Annotated in this window: 16 protein-coding genes and 3 pseudogenes; 10 read left to right on the top strand and 9 right to left on the bottom strand. The window is 59.5% G+C overall.

Translation table 11 applies throughout. The features are described 5' to 3' along the window. Positions 1-429: 429 nt before the first annotated feature. Positions 430-862, top strand: a pseudogene (locus NKJ37_RS30290) (IS66 family transposase); the annotation flags it as partial. Here NKJ37_RS30290 and NKJ37_RS30295 read toward each other — a convergent pair. The 5 genes and pseudogenes from NKJ37_RS30295 to NKJ37_RS30315 all read right to left on the bottom strand — a co-directional run bounded on the left by NKJ37_RS30295 (position 862) and on the right by NKJ37_RS30315 (position 3925). Then, a complete protein-coding gene (locus tag NKJ37_RS30295; RefSeq protein WP_352776249.1) occupies positions 862-1209 on the bottom strand; it encodes a site-specific integrase in 348 nt (115 codons plus the stop codon). The pseudogene NKJ37_RS30290 and the gene NKJ37_RS30295 overlap by 1 nt on opposite strands. A gap of 397 nt (positions 1210-1606) precedes the next feature. Continuing rightward, positions 1607-1927, bottom strand: coding sequence for a hypothetical protein (locus NKJ37_RS30300; protein ID WP_352776272.1), 321 nt, complete (start codon positions 1925-1927; stop codon positions 1607-1609). A 73-nt stretch (positions 1928-2000) separates the two neighbouring features. Further along, positions 2001-2231, bottom strand: a pseudogene (locus tag NKJ37_RS30305) (hypothetical protein); the annotation flags it as partial. Next, complete coding sequence (locus NKJ37_RS30310; protein WP_352776251.1) at positions 2170-2607, bottom strand: hypothetical protein; 438 nt, start codon at positions 2605-2607, stop codon at positions 2170-2172. The gene NKJ37_RS30310 and the pseudogene NKJ37_RS30305, both read right to left, overlap by 62 nt. A gap of 40 nt (positions 2608-2647) precedes the next feature. Further along, entirely contained in the window at positions 2648-3925 is a 1278-nt protein-coding gene (locus NKJ37_RS30315) for an ATP-grasp domain-containing protein (RefSeq protein ID WP_352776253.1), read from the bottom strand. A 134-nt stretch (positions 3926-4059) separates the two neighbouring features. On the opposite strand from NKJ37_RS30315, the gene NKJ37_RS30320 reads away from it, so the two are divergent. Next, positions 4060-4842 carry an IS110 family RNA-guided transposase gene (locus NKJ37_RS30320; protein ID WP_352776268.1) on the top strand — a complete coding sequence of 261 codons (783 nt, stop codon included), beginning with the start codon at positions 4060-4062 and terminating at the stop codon, positions 4840-4842. 137 nt (positions 4843-4979) lie between these two features. On the opposite strand, the gene NKJ37_RS30325 is transcribed toward NKJ37_RS30320, so the two are convergent. The 4 genes from NKJ37_RS30325 to NKJ37_RS30340 are packed head-to-tail and all read right to left on the bottom strand — an operon-like array spanning position 4980 to position 10028. Then, positions 4980-6635 (bottom strand): ABC transporter ATP-binding protein, encoded by a 1656-nt coding sequence (locus tag NKJ37_RS30325; RefSeq protein ID WP_352776254.1) that lies wholly within the window; start codon positions 6633-6635, stop codon positions 4980-4982. Beyond that, positions 6635-7459: an ABC transporter permease gene (locus NKJ37_RS30330; protein ID WP_023813640.1), complete on the bottom strand. Its 825-nt coding sequence runs from the start codon at positions 7457-7459 to the stop codon at positions 6635-6637. The genes NKJ37_RS30325 and NKJ37_RS30330 overlap by 1 nt, the downstream gene beginning before the upstream one ends. Before the next feature lie 9 nt (positions 7460-7468). Next, a complete protein-coding gene (locus NKJ37_RS30335) occupies positions 7469-8428 on the bottom strand; it encodes an ABC transporter permease (protein WP_352776255.1) in 960 nt (319 codons plus the stop codon). A gap of 16 nt (positions 8429-8444) precedes the next feature. Further along, positions 8445-10028, bottom strand: coding sequence for an ABC transporter substrate-binding protein (locus tag NKJ37_RS30340; protein ID WP_352776257.1), 1584 nt, complete (start codon positions 10026-10028; stop codon positions 8445-8447). 955 nt (positions 10029-10983) lie between these two features. Between NKJ37_RS30340 and NKJ37_RS30345 the strand changes: the two genes are divergently transcribed. The 8 genes and pseudogenes from NKJ37_RS30345 to nifE all read left to right on the top strand — a co-directional run bounded on the left by NKJ37_RS30345 (position 10984) and on the right by nifE (position 21917). Further along, on the top strand, positions 10984-12174 hold the full coding sequence (locus NKJ37_RS30345; protein ID WP_352555878.1) for an acyl-CoA dehydrogenase family protein: 1191 nt from the start codon (positions 10984-10986) through the stop codon (positions 12172-12174). Positions 12175-12190: 16 nt separating this feature from the next. Further along, entirely contained in the window at positions 12191-13768 is a 1578-nt protein-coding gene (locus tag NKJ37_RS30350) for a class I adenylate-forming enzyme family protein (RefSeq protein WP_352776258.1), read from the top strand. A 214-nt stretch (positions 13769-13982) separates the two neighbouring features. Next, positions 13983-15322: pseudogene (locus tag NKJ37_RS30355) on the top strand (IS1380 family transposase); the annotation flags it as partial. Between the two features lie 169 nt (positions 15323-15491). Beyond that, positions 15492-15752 (top strand): helix-turn-helix domain-containing protein, encoded by a 261-nt coding sequence (locus NKJ37_RS30360; protein ID WP_352776270.1) that lies wholly within the window; start codon positions 15492-15494, stop codon positions 15750-15752. 458 nt (positions 15753-16210) lie between these two features. Further along, positions 16211-17104 (top strand): nitrogenase iron protein, encoded by an 894-nt coding sequence (gene nifH / locus NKJ37_RS30365; RefSeq protein WP_023706403.1) that lies wholly within the window; start codon positions 16211-16213, stop codon positions 17102-17104. A 99-nt stretch (positions 17105-17203) separates the two neighbouring features. Next, positions 17204-18706, top strand: coding sequence for a nitrogenase molybdenum-iron protein alpha chain (nifD, locus tag NKJ37_RS30370; protein ID WP_352776259.1), 1503 nt, complete (start codon positions 17204-17206; stop codon positions 18704-18706). A 125-nt stretch (positions 18707-18831) separates the two neighbouring features. Further along, positions 18832-20373, top strand: a complete 1542-nt coding sequence (gene nifK, locus NKJ37_RS30375; protein ID WP_352776261.1) for a nitrogenase molybdenum-iron protein subunit beta — start codon at positions 18832-18834, stop codon at positions 20371-20373. A 56-nt stretch (positions 20374-20429) separates the two neighbouring features. After that, entirely contained in the window at positions 20430-21917 is a 1488-nt protein-coding gene (nifE, locus tag NKJ37_RS30380) for a nitrogenase iron-molybdenum cofactor biosynthesis protein NifE (protein WP_352776262.1), read from the top strand. Positions 21918-21919: the final 2 nt, after the last annotated feature.

A 21919-nucleotide genomic window follows, 5' to 3' on the forward strand; every position in this document is an offset into this window, starting at 1 on the left:
GCCGTGGCACGTTGATCAGCCCGGCCCCATGCCGGAGAACGCGGCGACCAAGCCGTCAGCTACACCACTCCCTGGGACACGATCGACAAATCGGCCAAACTTGATTGCAAGTGTATCGCTGCATTCGGCGTATGCGCCGATTAGACCATAGCAAACCGGTCTAAGGCCTCCGTTGCCGGCTCTTGACGTTCAGAGACCGCAGTCATTAGCGGGCGTTCCATTTGTCCTCAGCAGCCATTTGCACTGGATGTTCTCATTGGTGCACAGGTGCACAAAGCTGGGCTGGCGCCTGTGCGCGTCTTCGCATCGCCAAAGCTATCAGGTCGCTACCACGCAGAAAGTTATTTTGACTGAAGTGTGAGTTGCGCCAGGGTTTATTGAGATCGTGGCTTTGTAAAGAATGTTACGATTATAATATTATTGAGCTTGCGACTTTCGAAGCTCGGCGGGGACGTCACCGAGACGCTGGAGGTGATTCCGCGCCAGTGGAAGGTCATCCAGACGGTGCGCGAGAAGTTCTCGTGCCGGAACTGTGAGACGATCACGCAGCCGCCGGCGCCGTTCCATGTCATGTCGCGTGGCTGGGCGGGTCCCGGCTTCCTCGCCATGCTGCTGTTCGACAAGTACGGCCAACATCAACCATAAACCGCCAAGCCTAGCGTTTCGCGCGTGAAGGATCGTCGCTGAGTCTGTCGACGCTCGCCGACCAGATTGGCGCGGCCACATTCGCGCTCCTGCCCGTCTATCGTCGGATCGAGGCTCATGTTCTCCTCGCCGACCGGTTGCACGGCGACGACACAACTGTCCGGTCCTCGCGAAGGGCAAGACCGATACCGGCAGGCTGTGGGTCTATATCCGCGATTATGCGCACCCGATGATTATGCGCAGCTCACCGGGACAGGACCCTATAACCATCGGCTTCCCGGAGCGTTTCCAGCTGGCGAACTGCGCATAATTATAAAGGCTCAACAGGAACTGCATGAACGATCTGGCGGGCGATACCCGGCCTTGACTAGCGTCATTGGCAGCAGCCGGTACCAGCCGCTCCTTCATGACGAGTTCCGCCTGAAGGTACATGTGCGTCGTGGCGGGGCTCTCATGACTCAGCCACAGGGCGACGACGCTGATGTCGACGCCGGACTGGAGGAGATGGATTGCCGTGATGTGGCGGATGGTCGGCGCCCGCGTCATCGAAACCCTCTCACGCATCCACCTGGCCTTCGCGGCCGCCTGTCCCGAGGCCAGCCTGTTCCGACAAATCGCTCTCACGCTGCAGCCCGCAGCACCATGAGCGCCGGGGCATCAAGGCCCCGCCGAAACCCAAACCTTGACCCTCAAGCGCGTTCCAAAGTCCAGTCTCAGCTGCGAGTCAAAATGACGCCTCACACCTGCATGACCCAACGCTCAGCGGCGCTCGAACCACAAGGCTCATGAATAGACGGGCTTCTGTAACGGGCCTCGACTTGTCAATGCCTCGTAACTTAATCCGCTGCCGGGGTCTTGCGTCTGTCCGCAGTCGGCGCTTTTGGCCGCTGCCTGATGGGGTCTGATCAGGATCGGTTGGCCAATCTAGGGACGCGCAGTCATCAAACGAGCTGCTCCCGTCTTAGCGGCCTAACGGGATCCACCGTCCCGGCAGGGACTTCGCACCGGCAGGACTGGTGCCATGGCCCGCCGTGTTCCTTCTTCTGCTTATCCTCTCATCGAACTCTTCAGCATGCGACAGTGCGGTGCGGCTGGCCCGCAGGAATTGCTCACCGCTGCGCATCATGCGGTGCAGGACCACCGCCAGCTTGCGTGCCAGCGCCACCTTGGCGTTGCGCATCCCGGCGCGGTTGGCCACCGCAAGCGCCCACGACTTCAAGGCCGAGCCGTTCACCAGGCGTGTCAGCATCACATTGGCCGCCTCGTAGAGCGCCACACGCACGCCATGGTCGCCGATCTTTCGAGATGCGACCGGTCACGTCGGTCTCGCCCGACTGGTACTTCTTCGGCGTCAGGCCGAAATGGGCGCCCACCATACGGGACGAGCGGAAGTGCGCCGGAACGTCGATGGCCGCCGAAAGAGTCAACGGCACCAAAGCCCCGATCCCTGGGACGCTCGTCGGATTGCGCATCTGGGCATCCCGCCGCGCCAGGCCGACAAGACGCCTCTCGATCGTCTCGAACTCACCAAGCAGCACCCGTCCGCGCCTTGAGAAGAGCCTCCGCAATCTGCTCCAGCGTGTCATGATGGGCCACCAACTCGCGAACCCGCTGCTCAACCCTCTTCGGCGTCGTCGGGCCAACCTTCAGGCCAAAGCCGCGCAAGACGCCGCGATGCTCATCTCGACATCGTGCCGCTTCGACTGCCGCAGCTTGCGCCTCGTCAGCAGAGCGCGAACCTCCTGGTTCGGCAGTGACTTGCAGTGCACGGGCCGGAACCAACCAAGCCGCATGAGTTGGGCAATGCCGCGCGTCCTTGCAATCCGTCTTGACCGGCATCGCCTTGAAGGCATCGCGCACATGGCGCGTCTCGAGAAGCTCCACCGCCAGGCCGGATGCTTGCAGAGCAGCAAACAGCCACTGTGACCTGATGAGGTGGACGGCCAAGCGCTTAAAAGCCACCAAGGCACATCCTGGCCGCAGCCCGTTGTTCCTCGTGTTGTCAGGCGTTCGGGTTGGAATCGCGATTATTCCTGTGTCCCGCGTCCTCAGCAGTAGAAAATGGTGTGATGGACCAGCGAATTAACTCTGCGGCACGCCGAAGTATCGCAGCAGTCTGGGCAGAGCTACCTGATGCGGCGACCACATGTCCAATCTTGTCCAAGTAATCACCTTTCCTGACGATCGCCGTCTTCGGCTGGATATACAATTTGACCTCAGCGACACCCGATATTGCAGCCGCCTGAACGTCGCCATCGATCCGCTCGAAGATTCCATCGCGTTCGGGGATTAGTATCCTCGCGGCCGCAGCCTGCGAATGTTTCCTGCTAAAATTCCATTCATCGCCAATGACAAGTTTAATATGCTCAGTAACGAGGTCGACACCATAAGCGAGCTGAGCCAATTCAGGAACGGGAGCGCCAGCAAGGCGCGGATTGACTTCAATGACGACCGGGCCAGTCTTCGTCCACCGGAATTCTATGTTCGTGGGGCCCCAGCCCAAGCCGAGAGCTTGCAAACAGCTAAGCGAAAGATCGACCATATGTTTATGCTCGTCATCAGTCAGCAGGGCCGGACAGTCCAACTGGTTACAAACAAAATACGGTGGTGGGCCGTACAGAGCAGCGCCGATAGCAACCACCTCGGTGCCCATTATCTGAGCAAAATAGAGCGGGCCTTGGGCGAATTCTTCGACCAGTATCCTCGGCGTAGACTGCCAAAGGTGCTTCCCGCCCAACAGATAACCTGTATGTTCGGCTAGCTCGTCGTGATCACGGCATAATCGGACACCGCTACTACCGCTGCCCGCCGCCGGTTTAAGAACCACTGGCAGGCCTATCTCCGCGGCAGAGCTCTCTACGCTCATCGCATCCGTTGCCAAGCGGTGAGCAGGCATTGGAATGTGGGCTTCGGCGAGAAGCTGACGTTGAACGAATTTGTCGCAGCATTGTTCAATCGATACGGGGTTGGGTCCAGGTAGATCGAAATGCCGGCAGAGCTTACCGACTGTCGCATAGAGCGACTCGTCAAAGCCTGTAAAGCCGGTAATGCCGGAAATTTCGTATGTTGCACGAATCCGGGAACATTCGCTGATCAGCGCGTCGAGATTGCCTGTATCGACCTGGATTGCGTCACTTCCTTCCGCCGCAAGGTAGCTGTACTGAGTTGGATCAACCGACAGTGTAATTGGATGAAGACCAAGGCGCCGGGCCGCCTTCAGGTACAGCGGTCCACTTCTCTGGCCCTCAAGCAGGAGGAGTGCTCTTCGTTCAGATATCATCACCCGTTACCCTCGTTGCGAACTGTACGGCAATTGAGCGCAGATTGGCACATCCACTTTCCAGCCGTGCATGACTTCAGATCTCGAGGTGAAGGTACCACCGCCAGCCGCTTGCCATTGTGAAGATATTTTAAATTTGTGTTGCACCCTACGAGGCGACGGGTGCCTACCGTCGGTTGCTCGAACGCATGCTCGGTGCAAAAGGGCTGCCGTTGGTAAAAATGAACCCGCAGCACACGCGTGCCTTCGCAAAGGCAGCCGATCGCATCGACGCCGCCATGATCGCCCGCTTCGGCGCGCTGATGACGCCACAGATCCGACCGATCCGGAGCGATATCCTTGATACGCTTTGCGAACTGGTCGCCACCCGACGAGCGCTGATCAAAGACCGCACCGCCACATTGAACCGGCAAAAGTCTTTGACCATCCCGCTCTTGAAGCGCCAGGCCGAGCAACGGTTGAAACAGATCGCCGGCCAGATTGTGGCGATCGACGCCGAGTGCCATATCCGGATTGCCAGCGAAGCTGGCCTCAGCCGCCGCTTCGACATTCTCATCAGTATTCCAGGGCTCGGCGAGGCGACCGCCTTCGCCCTCGTTGCTGACATGCCGGAGTTGGGTGCACTCGAAAACAAGCAAGCCGCAAGCTTGGTCGGTCTTGCCCCCGTCGACCGCCAGTCCGGCCTGTGGAAGGGCAAGAGCTTCATCCAGGGCGGCCGGCAAACGCTCAGGCAGGCACTCTACATGCCCGCACTTGTCGCCACTCGTTTCAATCAGCCTCTCCAGGCAAAATACGAAAATCTCCGAGCAGGCGGCAAACCTCCAAAAGTTGCCATAACTGCCATCATGAGAAAGCTCATCGTTCTCGCAAACGCTCTCATCAGAGATGACCGGAAATGGTCTCCATCTCTTCCTTGACCAAGACGGATACTCTAACTCTTTGTTTTACCCAATTCCCGGTTGGAAAACCGTTTCAGACTTTTCCTGGAATCGCCCTAGCAGATCCTAGCTACCACCATGGTCTATGCTGGTTCAACTGGCTGGAACAGTCAGTCTCAACTTCCCGCACTGGCCATGCGGCGTCCCTTGATCGCCCTTTCCAGCCAGCCGATCTCCATCTCGGGAACCGAGGAAAGCAGCAGGTCGGTATAGGCGTCGAAGGGCGGCGCCAGCACCTTGCTCTTCGGCCCGTAGCGCACTACCTCGCCGCGGTACATCACCGCGATCGAATCGGCGATCGACTTCACCGTGGCCAGGTCATGAGTTATGAAGAGATAGGCGACGTTCTCCTCCTTCTGCAGCTCGAGCAGCAGTTCGAGGATGCCGTGTGCCACCAGCGGATCGAGTGCCGAGGTCACCTCGTCGCAGATGATCAGCTTCGGCTTGGCGGCAAGTGAGCGGGCGATGCAGACGCGCTGTTTCTGGCCGCCGGAAAGCTCGGCCGGGTAGCGATCGGAGAAGCCTTTGCCCATCTCGATCTTGTCGAGCAGTTCGGCGACGCGTCTGTCGCGCTCGCGGCCGCGTATGCCGAAATAGAATTCGAGCGGCCGGCCGATGATGGTGCCGACGGTCTGGCGCGGGTTCATCGCCACATCGGCCATCTGGTAGATCATCTGCAACTGGCGCAGATCCTCCTTCGGCCGGTCGGCCAGCCGGTTGGCCAGCGGACGTCCGTCGAAGGTCACCGTACCCGCTTCGGGTGGCAAAAGCCCGGTGATGGCGCGTGCCAGCGTCGATTTGCCGGAGCCGGACTCGCCGACCACGGCCAGTGTCTGGCCCGGATAGATGTCGACCGAGACGTTCTTCAGCACCTTGATGTCGCTGCGGCCATAGGCGGCGGTGACGTTCTTCACCGACAGGAACGGCGTCGTGCCGGGTTTCTGCTCCTGGTGTTCGATCTCATGCACCGAGACCAACGCATTGGTGTATTCCTGGCGCGGCTCCTTGATGATCTGCCTTGTGCCGCCCCATTCGACCAGCCTTCCATGGCGCAGCACCATGATCTCGTCTGAGACCTGGGCGACGACGGCAAGGTCGTGCGTGATGTAGAGCGCCGCGACATGGGTGTCGCGGATGGCGTCCTTGATCGCCGCCAGCACGTCGATCTGCGTCGTCACGTCGAGCGCCGTGGTCGGCTCGTCGAAGACGATCAGGTCCGGCTCCGAGCACAGCGCCATCGCTGTCATCACGCGCTGCAACTGGCCGCCCGACACCTGGTGCGGAAAGCGCTCGCCGATGGTTTCGGGGTTCGGCAGGCTGAGCTTCTTGAACAGCGCAACCGCGCGCTTCTCGGCCTCGGCACGTGTCGCCGTACCGTGCAGCAGCGTGGCTTCCACCACCTGGTCCATCAGCCGGTGCGCCGGGTTGAAGGCGGCTGCCGCCGATTGCGCGACATAGCAGACCTCGCGGCCGCGTAATTTGCGGAAGCCGTCCTTGCCGCCCTTGAGGATGTCGCGGCCGTTCAGGATCACCTCGCCGCCGGTGATGCGCACGCCACCGCGGCCATAGCCCATCGACGACAGACCGATGGTCGACTTGCCGGCCCCGGATTCGCCGATCAGGCCGAGCACCTTGCCTTTTTCAAGCGTCAGCGAGACATCGTGCACCAACACGATGTTCTTCGGCGGCTCTCCGGGCGGGAAGACGGTGGCCTCGATGCGCAGATTGCGGATGTTGAGCAGCAGGCCAGGTTTCGCTTTGCTGTCGGCCATCACCCGCGTCCTCCCTTGAGGCTTGTCGTCCGGTTGAGCACCCAGTCGGCAACCAGGTTGACGGAAATCGCCAGCAAGGCGATCGCCGCCGCCGGGATAAGCGCTGCCGCGATGCCGAAGACGATGCCGTCCTTGTTTTCCTTGACCATGCCGCCCCAGTCGGCGTCCGGTGGCTGCACGCCAAGGCCGAGGAACGACAGCGTCGACAGGAACAGCACGGCATAGATGAAGCGCAGGCCGAGTTCCGAAACCAGTGGCGACAATGCGTTGGGCAGGATTTCGCGGAAGATGATCCAACCGCTGCCCTCACCACGCAGTTTCGCCGCCTCGACATAGTCCATGACGTTGATGTCGACGGCGACCGCGCGCGACAGGCGATAGACGCGGGTCGAATCCAGAATGCCCATCACCAGGATCAGCGTCACCAGGTTGGTCGGTAGCACGGACAGCACGACGAGACCCATGATCAGCGTCGGGATAGACATCAAGAGATCGACGAGGCGCGACAGCAGCGTATCGAACCAGCCGCCGAAGACGGCCGCCGAGAAGCCGAGGATGGCGCCGAGCGAGAATGACAGCGCGGTGGCCAGCACCGCGATGAACAAAGTGATGCGGGCGCCGTAGATCATGCGCGAAAGCAGGTCGCGGCCGAGATTGTCGGTGCCTAGCAAATGAGCAGCCGACATCGGTTCCCAGACATCGCCGACGATTTCGCCATTGCCGTGCGGCGCGATCCAGGGGGCGAAGACCGCCGCCAGGACGAACAATGCCGTCAGCACGATGCCGATCAGAGCGGGGATGGGGATGCGTTTGATATCGAGCATATCCGCCCCCTATTTCGGGTGTCTGAGACGCGGATTGGCGACGATGGCCGCTATGTCCGCAATGATGTTCAGGCTGATATAGACGGCGGCGAAGATCAGGCCGACCGCCTGCACCACCGGAACGTCGCGTTTGGTGACATGGTCGACCAGATACTGCCCCATGCCCGGATAGACGAAGATCACCTCGACCACGACGACGCCGACGATCAGGTAAGCGAGGTTGAGCATGACGACGTTGATGATCGGCGCGATGGCATTGGGGAAGGCGTGCTTGCGGATGACGTTGAAGGCCGACAGGCCCTTCAGTTCCGCGGTCTCGACATAGGCCGACTGCATGACGTTGAGGATCGCCGCGCGTGTCATGCGCATCATGTGGGCGAGCACGACCAGCGTCAGCGCTGCCGCCGGCAGAGCGATCGCCTGCATGCGCTCGCCAAAAGGCATGCCGTCATAGACAGTCGAAATGCCCGGGAAGATTTGCCATTTCACGGCGAAGAAATAGACCAGCACATAGCCGATGAAGAACTCGGGAAAGGAGGTCGAGGCCAGAGCCAGCCCGGAGATCAGCTTGTCGACCCAGCCGTTGCGGTAGCGCACCGCGATCAGACCGAGGATAATCGCTAGCGGCACTGCGACGACCGCTGCCCAGAAGGCGAGGAACAACGTGTTCCACAGCCGGCCCTTGATCGACGTGGCGATATCCTGGCCGCTCGACATGGCGGTACCCAGGTCGCCTGTCACCACCCCGCCGAGCCAACGGAAATACCTGATATAGGCCGGATCGTTGAGGCCGAGCTGCTCGCGCAGATTGGCGAGCGACTCCGGTGTCGCCGATTGCCCAAGAATGGCTTGCGCGACATCGCCGGGCAGGATCTGGGTGCCGGCGAAGATCAGGACCGAAATGGCAAGCACCAACAAGATGCCCAGCGCAACGCGCTGGGCGATCAGCACCACTATTGAAGAAGACATAAGTACTCGGCGTGGTTCAGGTCTTGAGCCAGCACTTCGAAAGCGCGTAGCCCCCCATCATCTCTTGGTTGCCGTCCTCGTACCACCCGCCGACCTGCGGCCCAGTGGCGTCGATGAAGTCGTTGAACATTGGAACGATGGCGCCGCCTTCGTCACGGACGATTTGGCCCATATCGGCATAGAGCTTCTTGCGCTTGTCGGCATCTAGTTCCGCGCGTGCCTCGAGAAGCATCTTATCGAACTTCTCGTTGAAGAAGCGGGTATCGTTCCACTGAGCCTTGGAATAGTACGCAGTCGAATACATCTGGTCCTGCGTTGGACGGCCTCCCCAATACGAAGCAGAGAAGGGTTGCTTGTTCCAAACTTCAGACCAGTAACCATCACCTGGTTCGCGCTTGATCTCAATCTTAATGCCGGCCTTGGCGGCGCTCTGCTGGTAGAGTTGGGCGGCGTCGACGGCACCGGGGAAGGCGACCTCCGACGTCCGAAGGAGCACTGATCCCGAGTGTCCGGATTTCTTGTAATGGAAAGCTGCCTTGTCGGGATCGAAGGTGCGTTGCTCCATCTCCGTGAAGAGTGGATAGGACTTGTTGATCGGCGTGTCGTTGCCAACCGAGCCATAGCCCTTCAGGATCTTCTGTACGAGCTCTTCCCGGTCGACTGCGAATTTCAGCGCGAGCCGCAAGTCGTTGTTGTCGAAGGGGGCTGTGTTGCAGTGGGCAAGGAACAAATAATGGCCATGGCCACTCACGTTGCGGATCGTAATCCCCGGGAGACGCTTGATAAGGTCGACCACCTTAGGTTCGACACGGTTGATCATGTGAACCTGGCCCCCCTGCAGGGCCGACATGCGGGCGGTGGCATCGTTGATGATGATGATCTCGATTTGGTCTGCGAAGCCGCGGTCATCGCGCCAATAATTGGCAAATTTTTCGCCGCCGAGGCGGACACCGCTTTGATTGACAGTGACCTTGTAAGGACCGGTGCCGATACCTTCGGTCGGATTGTCCTTGCCCCCGTTGGGCTGAATCATAAGATGGTAGTCATCCATCAGGAAAGGAAGGTCGGCATTGGCTTCCTTGAGTGTGAAGACCACGTTCTGGCCATCGACGGCAATCTTTTCGATACCCTGCATAATACCAAGTGCGCCAGACTTGGAATTGGCATCGGAATGGCGCTCCATGGTCGCGACGACGTCTGCCGGCGTCATTTCCTTGCCGTTGTGAAACTGCACGCCCTTACGGATTTTGAAGGTCCAGATCTTCGCGTCCTCTGACGCGTCCCATTCTTCGGCGAGCGCGGGTTGAAGTTCGCGCTTGGCGTCGATCTGCACGAGTTGTTCGCCCCACTGACGGCCAAAGAAGTATGATACTTGGCTCTCGAAAATTGCGGGATCCAGACTGTCGGTGGCTGCACCACCCTGCATGCCTGCCTTCAACACCCCGCCTTTGACAGGCCTTTCCGCGCGTGCCGACGGCGTGAACAGGGAGTTCGCGACGGCTACGCTTACTCCGATGGTGGCCGCACGTCCTAGAAACCCACGGCGGGACATTTCGCCGTACGCGACAATTTCACTAAAAAAACGCGTTTTATTGGTCATCGCAGTTCCCCTTAAGCGCATGCCTTCGTGGCTATTAGATCTATTTTGGAGAATCTGACGATGCCTGTCCAACAACGAATTGATATAGACTGATGAAAAAACGATATCGGGCAACCTGTAGGATTCGGAACCTGATCGGTCGGAGAGAAAGCCAGCTAACATAACAGTGTCATGCTCGGGATGACGGCGGCCGCACTTACAACTATGCACCTGCAGCTCTTAAGCAGCTTTGGTCAGAAAAAATGTTGGGGTCCGAACTCAGCCTTACCTCGCGGGGCGGTCGCTCAGGTAGGTGCTCCTATTCTGGCTTTAGGGCCTAGATCGTTCTTCCAACGACAGATTGGGTTGTGTTGGGCAATTGGCAACCCTCCGCCGGCTTCGGCGTCTGCTGTGATCAAAAGAGGAGCTTGAATGCAGGCTTTAATCTAAGCGATCTCACCACGGCATCACCTCATACCAAATGATTGTTGGACACGCATTAATTTACGCCCCATGCATCACTGGTCTACTGCGCTAATCAGCAAGGTGGCATCGGTGCGGCGCCCTGCTGAGGGAGCAAAACCGACGTGCCACTGGCCGCTTCCTGTAGAGGCAGCCTAAATGGCGCTTTCTATCGCCGTCAGCAGCGAAACGAGAGAATCATTGCGGGGTGCCAAGTACCTTTATTTCGATCGAGCTGCGAATGATCCGCAAACTGGCAAGCTTACTTAGCCCTTATCTTTCCGAGAACCTTTGCAACGACCTAGCCGTGTTGATCGTTACATTGCCCTTGGTCGGGCTAATTCTTGCATTTCTTTCGCAAGACGCCGGACAAATGGATGCACCAGGTGTGCAATTTTGGCCGGTTCCCAGTACTTCACTTGTAATGCCGCCGCGCTGACGCTTGGCCCATCCTGATCACACCTTTGCCGGAATTCCGTTTGATGTTTTACGATTTTCTAAGAAATGTGAGTGAATGCGCGATTTCTTTCTAACGCAGGAGGATCGCGCATTTCGCACAGAAGTTCGCGCCTTCATGTCACGTGAGCTTGCTCCGAAAGTCGATTTGATTGAGCGTGATCAGGATTTTGACGCGCAATTCGCAATCGTGCGCGCCTTGGGACAGGCTGGTTACTTGAAACTAATGTTTCCTGATCTCTATCGTGGAGCATTGCCAAAACCGGGCCTTACCCATGCAGTAATCGTTTCTGAGGAAGCGGCCCTCCTGAATTACGCCTTCGAGACTACCATTGCCACCGCATTGTCCTGCGCGTACCCCATCCACCGATTTGCCCGAGAGGCTTTGCGCGAGCGCTACCTGATGCCAATTCTTGAGGGTCGATCCTTAGGATCAATTTGCATGACCGAGCCCACAGTTGGCTCGGACAGTGCGGGCATGGCGACCAGGATTCGCTTCGATGAAGGAACCAGCGAATGGGTAGTATCCGGCCTTAAGCGTTATATTTCCAACGCCTCAAAGGCAGATGTCTATATCGTCTGGGGTGTGACCGATCCCGACGTACCGCCCCAAAAAGGTTTAACGGCGGTTCTCATTCCCGCAGGCCTCAAGGGTATGAGTTTCCCGAGGCTGTACGACTTCATGGGGCGACGCGGATCAATCGTCGGCGAAGTCGCGATGGATGAGGTGCGCGTTCCCGAGGAGAACTTGTTGGGCGAGGTGAATGGCGGTTTTAATATCATGCTGAGCGCTTTCAATTTCGAACGGGTGATCCTCGGCGGTTCCGGTTTGGGCGTGGCGCGCGCCGCCTTCGAAATCGCGACTCAGCACGCACAGTCACGGGTCAGTTTCGGCCAAAAGCTTGGTCAGAAGCAGTTGATCTGGGACATGATTGCGCAGATGAGCTGGAAAATCGACGCGGCCGAACTGCTAACGCATCGAGCGGCCAAAATGTACGATTCCGGGATCGGTGGCAAATACCTCATGCGCGAGGCTAGTCAAGCCAAACTGGTTGCGACTGAAACAGCTGTTTTCTGCGCGGACCGCACGGTTCAAATTCTCGGGGGTGATGGCGTGACCCGCCAATACGGCAAAGCCGAACAATTATACCGTGATGCTCGGACGCTGCCGATCGTCGGTGGCACCACTGAGATGTGCAAGTACCTCATCGCGGCGCGAGAGATGCCATCTATCCGGCTCAATCTCTAGTCCAGGTCCAGGCGCTATGCACATTGCTCGCATCCTAGAAGCTTCTGCCGACCGATATCCCGATCATATAGCTTTGGTCTATGAGGATCGTCGCTGGACTTATCGAGAGTGGCTAACTCGAGTTCGGCGCTTCGCCCAGGCGCTGTCCGATCTTGGCGTTCGCCCGGGTGATCGGGTCGCATTTTACGTTTCAACCTCGGAAAATTCAGTGACCACATTCTTCGCCTGCCAGTTTCTCGGTGCAGTGGCCGTACCGATGAACTTCCGCCTGTCTCCAGGAGAGGCCGCGTATATTCTAAAGGACTCCGGCGCGCGCGTCCTAGTCTACGGAAGAGCGCTGACTGACAACGCGCTTAGAATCGCAGAACAGGTTCATTCCGTCCATGATTTCATCGGTTGCGCATATCATCGGAGCAACATCCCACAAGGACATCATCATTTCGACGGGTTGATCGAGCTGTCGCAGGATCGCGGTGAGCCACGCCCGGTTCCGACCGGAGATACGATTTCATCACTCGTCTATACCTCGGGTACCACCGGACGACCGAAAGCTGTGATCCATACTCACGCAAACGACGTTGCCATCGCAATGAACTGCGTGATGGAATACTCACTACGACATGATGACCGTGCGCTACATATAGCACCGCTCTATCACGTCGGCGGAATGCAAGCCTATTTCATTCCGCACCTTCTGGTAGGCGGTACCAATGTGGTGATCGGGCGCTACGATTCTGAACGCACTCTCCGCACCATCGCTGCGGAGCGGATTACCACCCTTTTTGCAGTACCGACACAGATTCAGGAAATGCTGTTTCATCCGGATTTCGCCAGTTTCGACGTTTCCTCCTTGAGACTTGTTACGACCGGCGGGGCAGCAATTTCTGCAAGTACCATGGAGCGGGTCATGGCTGAATTCTGCCGTGGCATATTCAATGGCTACGGAATGACTGAAGCCTCACTGACGCTGATGCTGCATCCGGAAGATGCGTTACGGAAGCTTGGCTCATGCGGCAAACCCACGTTGATTTCAGAATGCCGCATAATTACCGACGATCCGAACCGTGAAGTGGCGCCTGACGAACAGGTAAGCCAAGGGACTGTCGGTCAGCTGATAGTGCGCGGGCCTCAAGCGATGACGGGTTACTGGAATAAACCCTTTGAGACTCAAAAAAAACTCAAGGCCGGCTGGATTTATACCGGGGACCTGTTCAGCCAAGACGAAGACGGATTCTACTATTTTCACGGACGCGCCGACGACCTGATCATATCAGGCGGCGAGAACATCTACCCGCGCGAGGTCGAGGAGATTCTGTATCGCTGTCCTGGAGTAAAGGAGGCTTCAGTTGTTGGCTTGGCGGATGCGAAATGGGGTCAAATCGTCGTCGCGTTTGTTGTGCGTTCCGATCCGAGCCTCGAGGTGGCAACACTTGACGCGCAGGTCCGGCGTAGCCGAGATCTTGCATCGTACAAATGTCCCAAGCGCTACGAGTTCCTGGATGCCTTGCCGACTAACCCTAGCGGCAAGGTTTTAAAGCGGGAGCTGATCGCGCGCTACGATGTAACTTCGCCCAAACAAGTTGCTCGGGGCTAACCACGATGGCAACGCCCATATACGAATTTCTCCACGACAGCAGTGCGGATTCGAATCCTGGGGAGGTGCTGTGTCTAGGACGGCGTTGGCTAGCCCGTCTTATGCACGACGATGGGGCTTTGAGGCTGGCGGATGTAGCTTAAGCGATTGATTTGGCGTAGGATTCGGGTGCTTAGGCCAACCCTTCCACCGCATCTCGCGAGCCACACCCGCCATGACCGAGGATACGTTGCTGCCGCTGTCTTTTCCAGCCGTCGGACGCAAGAAGGTCACAGCTGCGTTTGACGGCGGACGCATCACCTCTGATGGCGGCGTCATGCTTTTGGCCGCGGCCGAGCGAGGCCTGCAACTGGCCGACAGGCTGACCGCTGCGATCCACGATCCGCGCGATCCAGCGCGCGTGACGCACGCTATGGCCGACATCCTGCGTGCCCGCATCTTTGCCATCGCCTGCGGCTACGAGGATGCCAACGATCTCGACCGGCTGCGCACCGATCCGGCCTTCAAGCTCGCCTGCGGGCGGCTGCCCGACAGCGGGATTGATCTGTGCTCGCAGCCGACCTGTTCGCGGCTGGAGAACCTGCCCGACCTCAGGACCGTCATCCGGCTCGGCTGGGTGCTGGTCGATCTGTGGCTGTCGAGCTATGCCGCGCCGCCGAAAAGCGTCACGCTCGACATCGATGATACGCTAGATGTCGTTCACGGCCATCAGCAGCTCTCGCTCTTCAACGCCCACTACGACGAGCGTTGCTTCCTGCCGATCCACATCTACGACGCCGCGACAGGACGCCCCGTCGCGATGATCCTGCGTCCTGGCAAGACCCCGACGGGCAAGGAGATCCGCGGCCATTTGCGCCGTCTCGTGCGCCGCATCCGCGCGCGCTGGCCGACCACCCGCATCCTGATCCGCGGCGACAGCCATTACGGCCGGGCGCAAGTCATGGCCTGGTGCGAGAACAATGCGATCGACTACCTCTTCGGCCTACCCGGCAACAAGGTTCTGCAGCGGCTCGTCGACGAGAGCGCCGACGACATCCGCACCCGCCGCGCGCTCGAGCGCAAGTCTGTGCTGCGCGGCTATGCCGAGACCCGCTACAAGGCGAAGTCCTGGAAGGCCGAACGCCGCACCTGCGCTCGCATCGAGGCAACCACCCTCGGCCTCGACATCCGCTTCGTCGTCACCAATCTCGACAAAGGCTCCGCCGAGCACATCTACGACGTGATCTACTGCGCCCGCGGCCAGGCCGAAAACCTGATCAAGAGCACAAGAGCCAACTCGCCTCCGACCGCACCTCCTGCCGCTCACCGATTGCCAATCAGGTCCGTCTTGTCCTGCACACCGCCGCATACTGGTTAATGCTCACCCTGCGCGAGGCGGTGCCCACGACCCATCATCTGCGCAACGCCGAGTTCGCTACGCTGCGGCTCAGGCTGCTCAAGCTCGGCGCCCGCGTCATCGAAACCGTCTCGCGCATCCGCCTGGCCTTCGCCGCCGCCTGTCCCGAGGCAAGTCTGTTCCGGGCGATCGCCAGCAATCTGCTACCGGCAGGACCAAGACCGCCGGGGCAGCGGGCCCCGCCGAACCACACAGCTTCCACCCTCCAGCGCGTTCACAAGTCCAGACACAGCCGCGGTGAAAAAGACGCCGAGCCGCCACCTGTCCGCCGCTCAGCGGCAAACAAACCCAGATCCGTCATGAATAAGACGGGCTAGCATCGACTCGATCGCGCGCACGTTTGGGATGAGTATTAGAAACCTCGAGCGTCTTTTCCAGCGGTATGCTGATTCCTCGCCCGCCCGGTACTACAAAACTCTTCGTCTTGAGCACGCGCGGGATTTGCTACTCCACACCAATCTGGCAAATGTCGATATCGCCATCGCGACTGGGTTCTGCTCGAGTTCATATTTTTCGGCGTCCTACAACAAGGCATTTCGGACATACGCCGTCTCAGGGACGTCTGAAAAGTCGCTGAGGTTCAACTGAGCGCGGTATTTGGGCCGACTGTCGCCGCTAGGTGTCAGCTCACGAGGCGTCGCGCAGACTCTGCCTTGCGGCAGCGCTGTGCAAGTCCGGGATTTACCGAAATACGCACGAATTGTGAGGCGGGCCGCCCTATGCCGGGGGCCTTTGCGGTCGAGCGGCCCGGGAACACACTTTTCCCGGCCAGCGACCGCAGCCAGCGAGCATCGACCCTATAACCTAGCTGTTTAGTCCCGACGCTTTGTGTCGCCATTGTCGCGTCCGCTACACGGGCTGTTCCGACGATCCTTTCTTGGAACTCAAGCTAAACCCCTGAAAAGCAACCATGAAATTATTCTTCGGTTGGATCAGCCAAATTGGCATGAGTCTTGAGATCCTTAGGTGCGAGGCGGCTAGAGCTGCCCGACCGGCATTCAAGTCGCGGCAGCCGCGATGAATGGGAACGAAGGAAGGAAAGCTACATGTCAGGTTTGCGTCAGATCGCCTTTTACGGCAAGGGCGGCATCGGCAAGTCCACCACCTCCCAAAATACGCTCGCCGCCCTGGTCGACCTCGGGCAGAGAATCCTCATCGTCGGCTGCGACCCCAAAGCCGACTCCACCCGCCTGATCCTGAACGCGAAGGCGCAGGATACGGTCCTGCATCTCGCGGCAGAGGAAGGTTCGGTGGAAGACCTGGAACTCGCGGACGTGCTCAAGGTCGGCTACAAAGGCATCAAATGCGTGGAGTCGGGCGGACCCGAGCCAGGTGTCGGCTGCGCCGGCCGCGGCGTGATCACCTCGATCAACTTCCTCGAGGAGAACGGCGCCTACGACGATGTCGACTATGTCTCCTACGACGTGCTCGGGGATGTGGTGTGTGGCGGTTTCGCGATGCCGATCCGCGAGAACAAGGCCCAGGAAATCTATATCGTCATGTCCGGCGAGATGATGGCGCTCTATGCCGCCAATAACATCGCCAAGGGCATCCTGAAATACGCCCATTCGGGCGGCGTGCGGCTCGGTGGCCTGATCTGCAACGAGCGCCAAACCGACCGCGAGCTCGACCTCGCCGAAGCGCTGGCTTCCAGGCTCAATTCCAAGCTTATCCACTTCGTGCCGCGCGACAACATCGTCCAGCACGCCGAGCTCAGGAAGATGTCTGTGATCCAGTATGCGCCGGACTCGAAGCAGGCCGGGGAATACAGGGCGCTGGCCGAGAAGATTCACGGGAATTCGGGCCAGGGCACCATCCCGACCCCGATCACCATGGAGGAGCTCGAGGACATGCTGCTCGACTTCGGCATCATGAAGACCGACGAGCAGATGCTTGCCGAGCTTCAGGTCAAGGAAGCGGCCAAGGCGGCCGCACAGTAGCGACCGCTGCCGACATGAGGCGCCGCCCTGACCTGGTGCGCCTTTCAAAGAACGGCGCCTCGTCGGTGAGGCGTCACCCTGAACCTTGAAAGGGGTCCCATGAGCCTGGAATACGAGAATGACGGTGCCCTCCATGCGAAGCTTATCGAGGAGGTGCTGTCGCAATATCCTGACAAGTCGGCGAAGCGCCGCAAAAAGCACCTCAGCGTTGCAAAGAGCGGCGACGAGGCTGGCGAGGAAAGCGAGGTCCTTTCCGAATGCGATGTCAAATCGAACATCAAGTCCATCCCCGGCGTGATGACGATTCGCGGCTGCGCCTATGCCGGCTCGAAAGGCGTGGTGTGGGGTCCAGTCAAGGATATGGTCCATATCTCGCACGGGCCGGTCGGCTGCGGGCAATATTCCTGGTCTCAACGCCGCAACTACTACGTCGGCACGACCGGCATCGACACGTTCGTCACGATGCAGTTCACCTCCGATTTTCAGGAGAAGGACATTGTTTTCGGCGGCGACAAGAAGCTGGAACGGGTCATCGACGAGATCGAGGAACTGTTTCCGCTGAACAAGGGCATGACTGTGCAATCCGAATGCCCGATCGGCCTGATTGGCGACGACACCGAAGCTGTGTCCCGCAACAAGGCCAAGGAGCACGAAAAGACAATCGTGCCGGTGCGCTGCGAGGGCTTCCGCGGCGTCTCGCAATCCCTCGGCCACCACATCGCCAACGACGCGATCCGAGACTGGGTGTTCGAGAAGAAGGAAGTGGAGTTCGAGGCCGGCCCGTACGATGTCAATGTGGTCGGCGACTACAATATCGGCGGCGACGCTTGGGCTTCGCGCATCCTGCTTGAGGAGATGGGCCTGCGCGTGGTCGGCAACTGGTCGGGCGACGCTACGCTGGCCGAAATAGAGCGGGCGCCAAAGGCGAAGCTCAATCTCATCCATTGCTACAGGTCGATGAACTACATCTGCCGGCACATGGAGGAAAAGTATGGCATCGCCTGGATGGAGTACAATTTCTTCGGCCCCTCCCAGACTGAAGCCTCTCTGCGCAAGATAGCCAACCACTTCGGGCCGGAAATCGAGGCCAAGGCCGAGGCGGTCATCGCCAAATACCGGCCCTTGGTCGATGCCATAATCGCCAAGTACCGGCCGCGCCTCGAAGGCAGGACGGTGATGCTCTATGTCGGCGGGCTGCGCCCCCGTCACGTCGTCACGGCATATGAGGACCTGGGCATGGTGATCGTCGGCACTGGCTACGAATTTGGCCATAACGACGACTATCAGCGCACCGGCCACTACGTGAAGAAGGGCACCCTGATCTATGACGACGTGACTGGTTACGAGCTGGAGAAGTTCATTGAAGGGATCCGTCCTGATCTCGTTGGCTCCGGCATCAAAGAGAAGTACCCGGTCCAGAAGATGGGCATACCGTTCCGTCAAATGCATTCCTGGGATTATTCCGGCCCGTATCACGGCTACGACGGCTTCGCCATCTTCGCCCGAGACATGGACCTGGCCATCAACAACCCGGTCTGGAACCTCTACGACGCTCCCTGGAAGAAAAAAGCCGAGCCGTCGGCGGCGATCGCAGCCGAATGAAACCCTGGCCTCCCGGAAGCCGGGAGGCAGTGAACGCCTGTGGCCGCTTGTCCGCGGGAGACCTGAAACGTTTCGACGTCCCTGTGCCGCCCTATGGCGGGCCAGATGGAAAGAGGTAACCACCCATGCCGCAGTCGGCTGAAAAAGTTCTCGACCACGCGCCCCTGTTCCGCGAGCCGGAATACAGGCAGATGCTCGCCGAGAAGAGGCTGAATTTCGAATGTCCGCACCCGGACCAGATCGTTACCGACCAACGCGAATTCACCAAGACGTGGGAATACCGCGAAAAGAACCTTGCTCGCGAAGCGCTTGTCGTGAACCCCGCCAAGGCCTGCCAGCCGCTCGGCGCGGTGTTCGCGGCCGCAGGCTTCGAGCGAACCATGTCCTTCGTCCACGGCAGCCAGGGCTGCGTGGCCTATTACCGCTCGCACCTGTCGCGCCATTTCAAGGAGCCTGCTTCGGCGGTTTCCTCCTCGATGACCGAGGACGCGGCAGTGTTCGGCGGCCTGAAGAACATGGTCGACGGGCTCGCCAACACGTACCAACTTTACGACCCAAAGATGATCGCCGTCTCGACCACTTGTATGGCGGAGGTCATTGGCGACGACCTGCACAGCTTCATCGAGAACGCCAAGGACGAAGGCTCGGTCCCGCGCGACTTCGACGTGCCCTTCGCCCACACGCCGGCCTTTGTCGGCAGCCATGTCGACGGCTATGACGTTGCGGTCAAGGGCATTTTGGAGCATTTCTGGAAGGGCGAGGAGCGAACTGAAGCCGAGGGAACCATCAACATCATTCCGGGCTTCGACGGGTTCTGTGTCGGGAACAACCGGGAACTCAAGCGCCTGCTCGATCTGATAGGCGTGTCCTATACCTTCATCCAAGACGCCTCTGACCAGTTCGACACGCCGTCCGACGGCGAATACCGCATGTACGACGGCGGCACGAAGATCGAAGAGGTGAGGAAGGCACTCAACGCCGAGGCGACGCTGTCGCTGCAGCGTTACAACACCCGAAAAACACTGGAGTATTGCGAGGGGGTGGGGCAGGCGACTGCCTCGTTCCATTACCCTCTCGGAGTCCAGGCAACCGACGACTTCCTGATCGAGGTCTCCGCGATTTCCGGCAAGCAAATCCCCGAGGCAATCCGCCTCGAGCGCGGTCGGCTTGTTGACGCCATGGCCGACAGCCAATCCTGGCTGCACGGTAAGAAATACGCCATCTACGGCGATCCGGACTTTGTCTATGCCATGGCCCGCTTCATCATGGAGACGGGCGGCGAGCCCACCCATTGCCTCGCCACCAACGGCACCTCGGCATGGGAAGCGGAGTTGAAGGAACTGCTTGCATCATCGCCCTTCGGCAACGGTGCTCAAGTCTGGGCGGGCAAGGACCTCTGGGCGATGCGCTCGCTGCTCTTCACCGAGCCGGTGGACCTGCTGATCGGCAACTCCTATGGCAAGTATCTGGAGCGCGACACGGGCACGCCGCTGATCCGGCTGACGTTTCCGATCTTCGACCGCCACCATCACCATCGGTTTGCGCTTATGGGCTACCAAGGCGGGTTGCGCGTCCTGACGACGATCCTCGACAAGATCTTCGACAAGCTCGATCGCGAGACAAGCGAGACGGGCGTGACGGACTATTCGTATGACCTCACCCGCTAAGCGTGACGGTCGGCTTTAGCCGGTCGTCTTCCCGAGGGACTTTGGAGACCGACGCAATGTCCTTGCTCAGAGCCAAAATCCAGGATGTCTTCAACGAGCCTGCCTGCGAAAAGAACCGCGGCAAGGATGCCAAGGCGCGCAAGGAGGGCTGTTCGAAGCCACTGACCCCCGGGGCGGCGGCCGGCGGCTGTGCCTTCGATGGCGCCAAGATCGTGCTGCAGCCGATCACCGACGTTGCGCATTTGATCCATGCGCCGCTCGCCTGCGAGGGCAATTCCTGGGACAACCGCGGTGCGGCTTCGTCCGGGCCAGCCCTGTGGCGCAGAAGCTTCACGACCGACCTCACCGAACTCGATGTTGTGATGGGGCAGGGCGAGCGGAAGCTCTTCAAAGCGATCCGCGAGATCAAGGAAGCGTATGGGCCGCCGGCGATCTTCGTCTATCCAACCTGCGTGACGGCGCTGATCGGCGACGACATAGAGGCCGTCTGCCAGCGCGCGGCGGAAAAGTTCGGCTTGGCCGTTGTACCGGTCAATGCGCCGGGCTTCGTCGGCTCCAAGAGTCTTGGCAACAAGCTTGCCGGCGAGGCATTGCTCGAGCATGTCATTGGCACGGCCGAGCCCGACGATCCCGGCCCTTACGACATGAACATCCTTGGCGAATTCAACCTCTCGGGAGAATTCTGGCTGGTGAAGCCGCTCCTTGATAGGCTCGGCATCCGGGTGCGCGCCTGCGTTCCGGGCGACGCACGTTACCTCGACATTGCTTCCGCGCACCGCGCCCGGGTGGCCATGGTGGTGTGCTCGACCGCGCTCATCAATCTGGCCCGCAAGATGGAGCAGCGCTGGGGCATCCCGTTTTTCGAGGGCTCCTTCTACGGCATCACCGACACCTCGGAAGCACTCCGACAAATCTCTCAGCTGCTCGTGCAGAAGGGTGCCGATTCGGAGATCCTCGGCCGCACCGAGGTACTGATTGCAGAGGAAGAGGCGATCGCTTGGAAGAAGCTAGCCGCCTACCGGCCGAGGCTCGAAGGCAAGCGCGTGCTGCTCAACACCGGCGGTGTGAAGTCCTGGTCGGTCGTCCATGCGCTGATGGAGATCGGGATCGAGATCGTCGGCACCTCTATCAAGAAGTCGACCGTCGAAGACAAGGAGCGCATCAAGCAGATCCTCAAGGACGACAAACACATGTTCGAGCAGATGGCAGCGCAAGAGCTTTACGCCATGCTCTCCGAACACAAGGCCGATATCCTGCTATCAGGCGGGCGCACGCAATTCGTCGCGCTGAAGGCCAAGACACCCTGGCTCGATATCAACCAGGAGCGCCAACACCCTTACGCCGGCTATGACGGCATGGTGGAACTCGTACGCCAGATCGACCTGGCCATTCATAACCCCATCTGGTGCCAGGTACGGGAGCCGGCACCATGGGATTGCCAGCCTGCGGTGAGGGAGGAACCGCGCACGAAAAACGAGACCGCGACCTTGCATGCTGTCCAGGAATTCGCCGGCACGACGGCCGGCAATTTCGGCGAGTGTTGAGG

The sequence above is a fragment of the Mesorhizobium sp. M0140 genome, from assembly GCF_040322475.1.
Classification (GTDB): domain Bacteria; phylum Pseudomonadota; class Alphaproteobacteria; order Rhizobiales; family Rhizobiaceae; genus Mesorhizobium.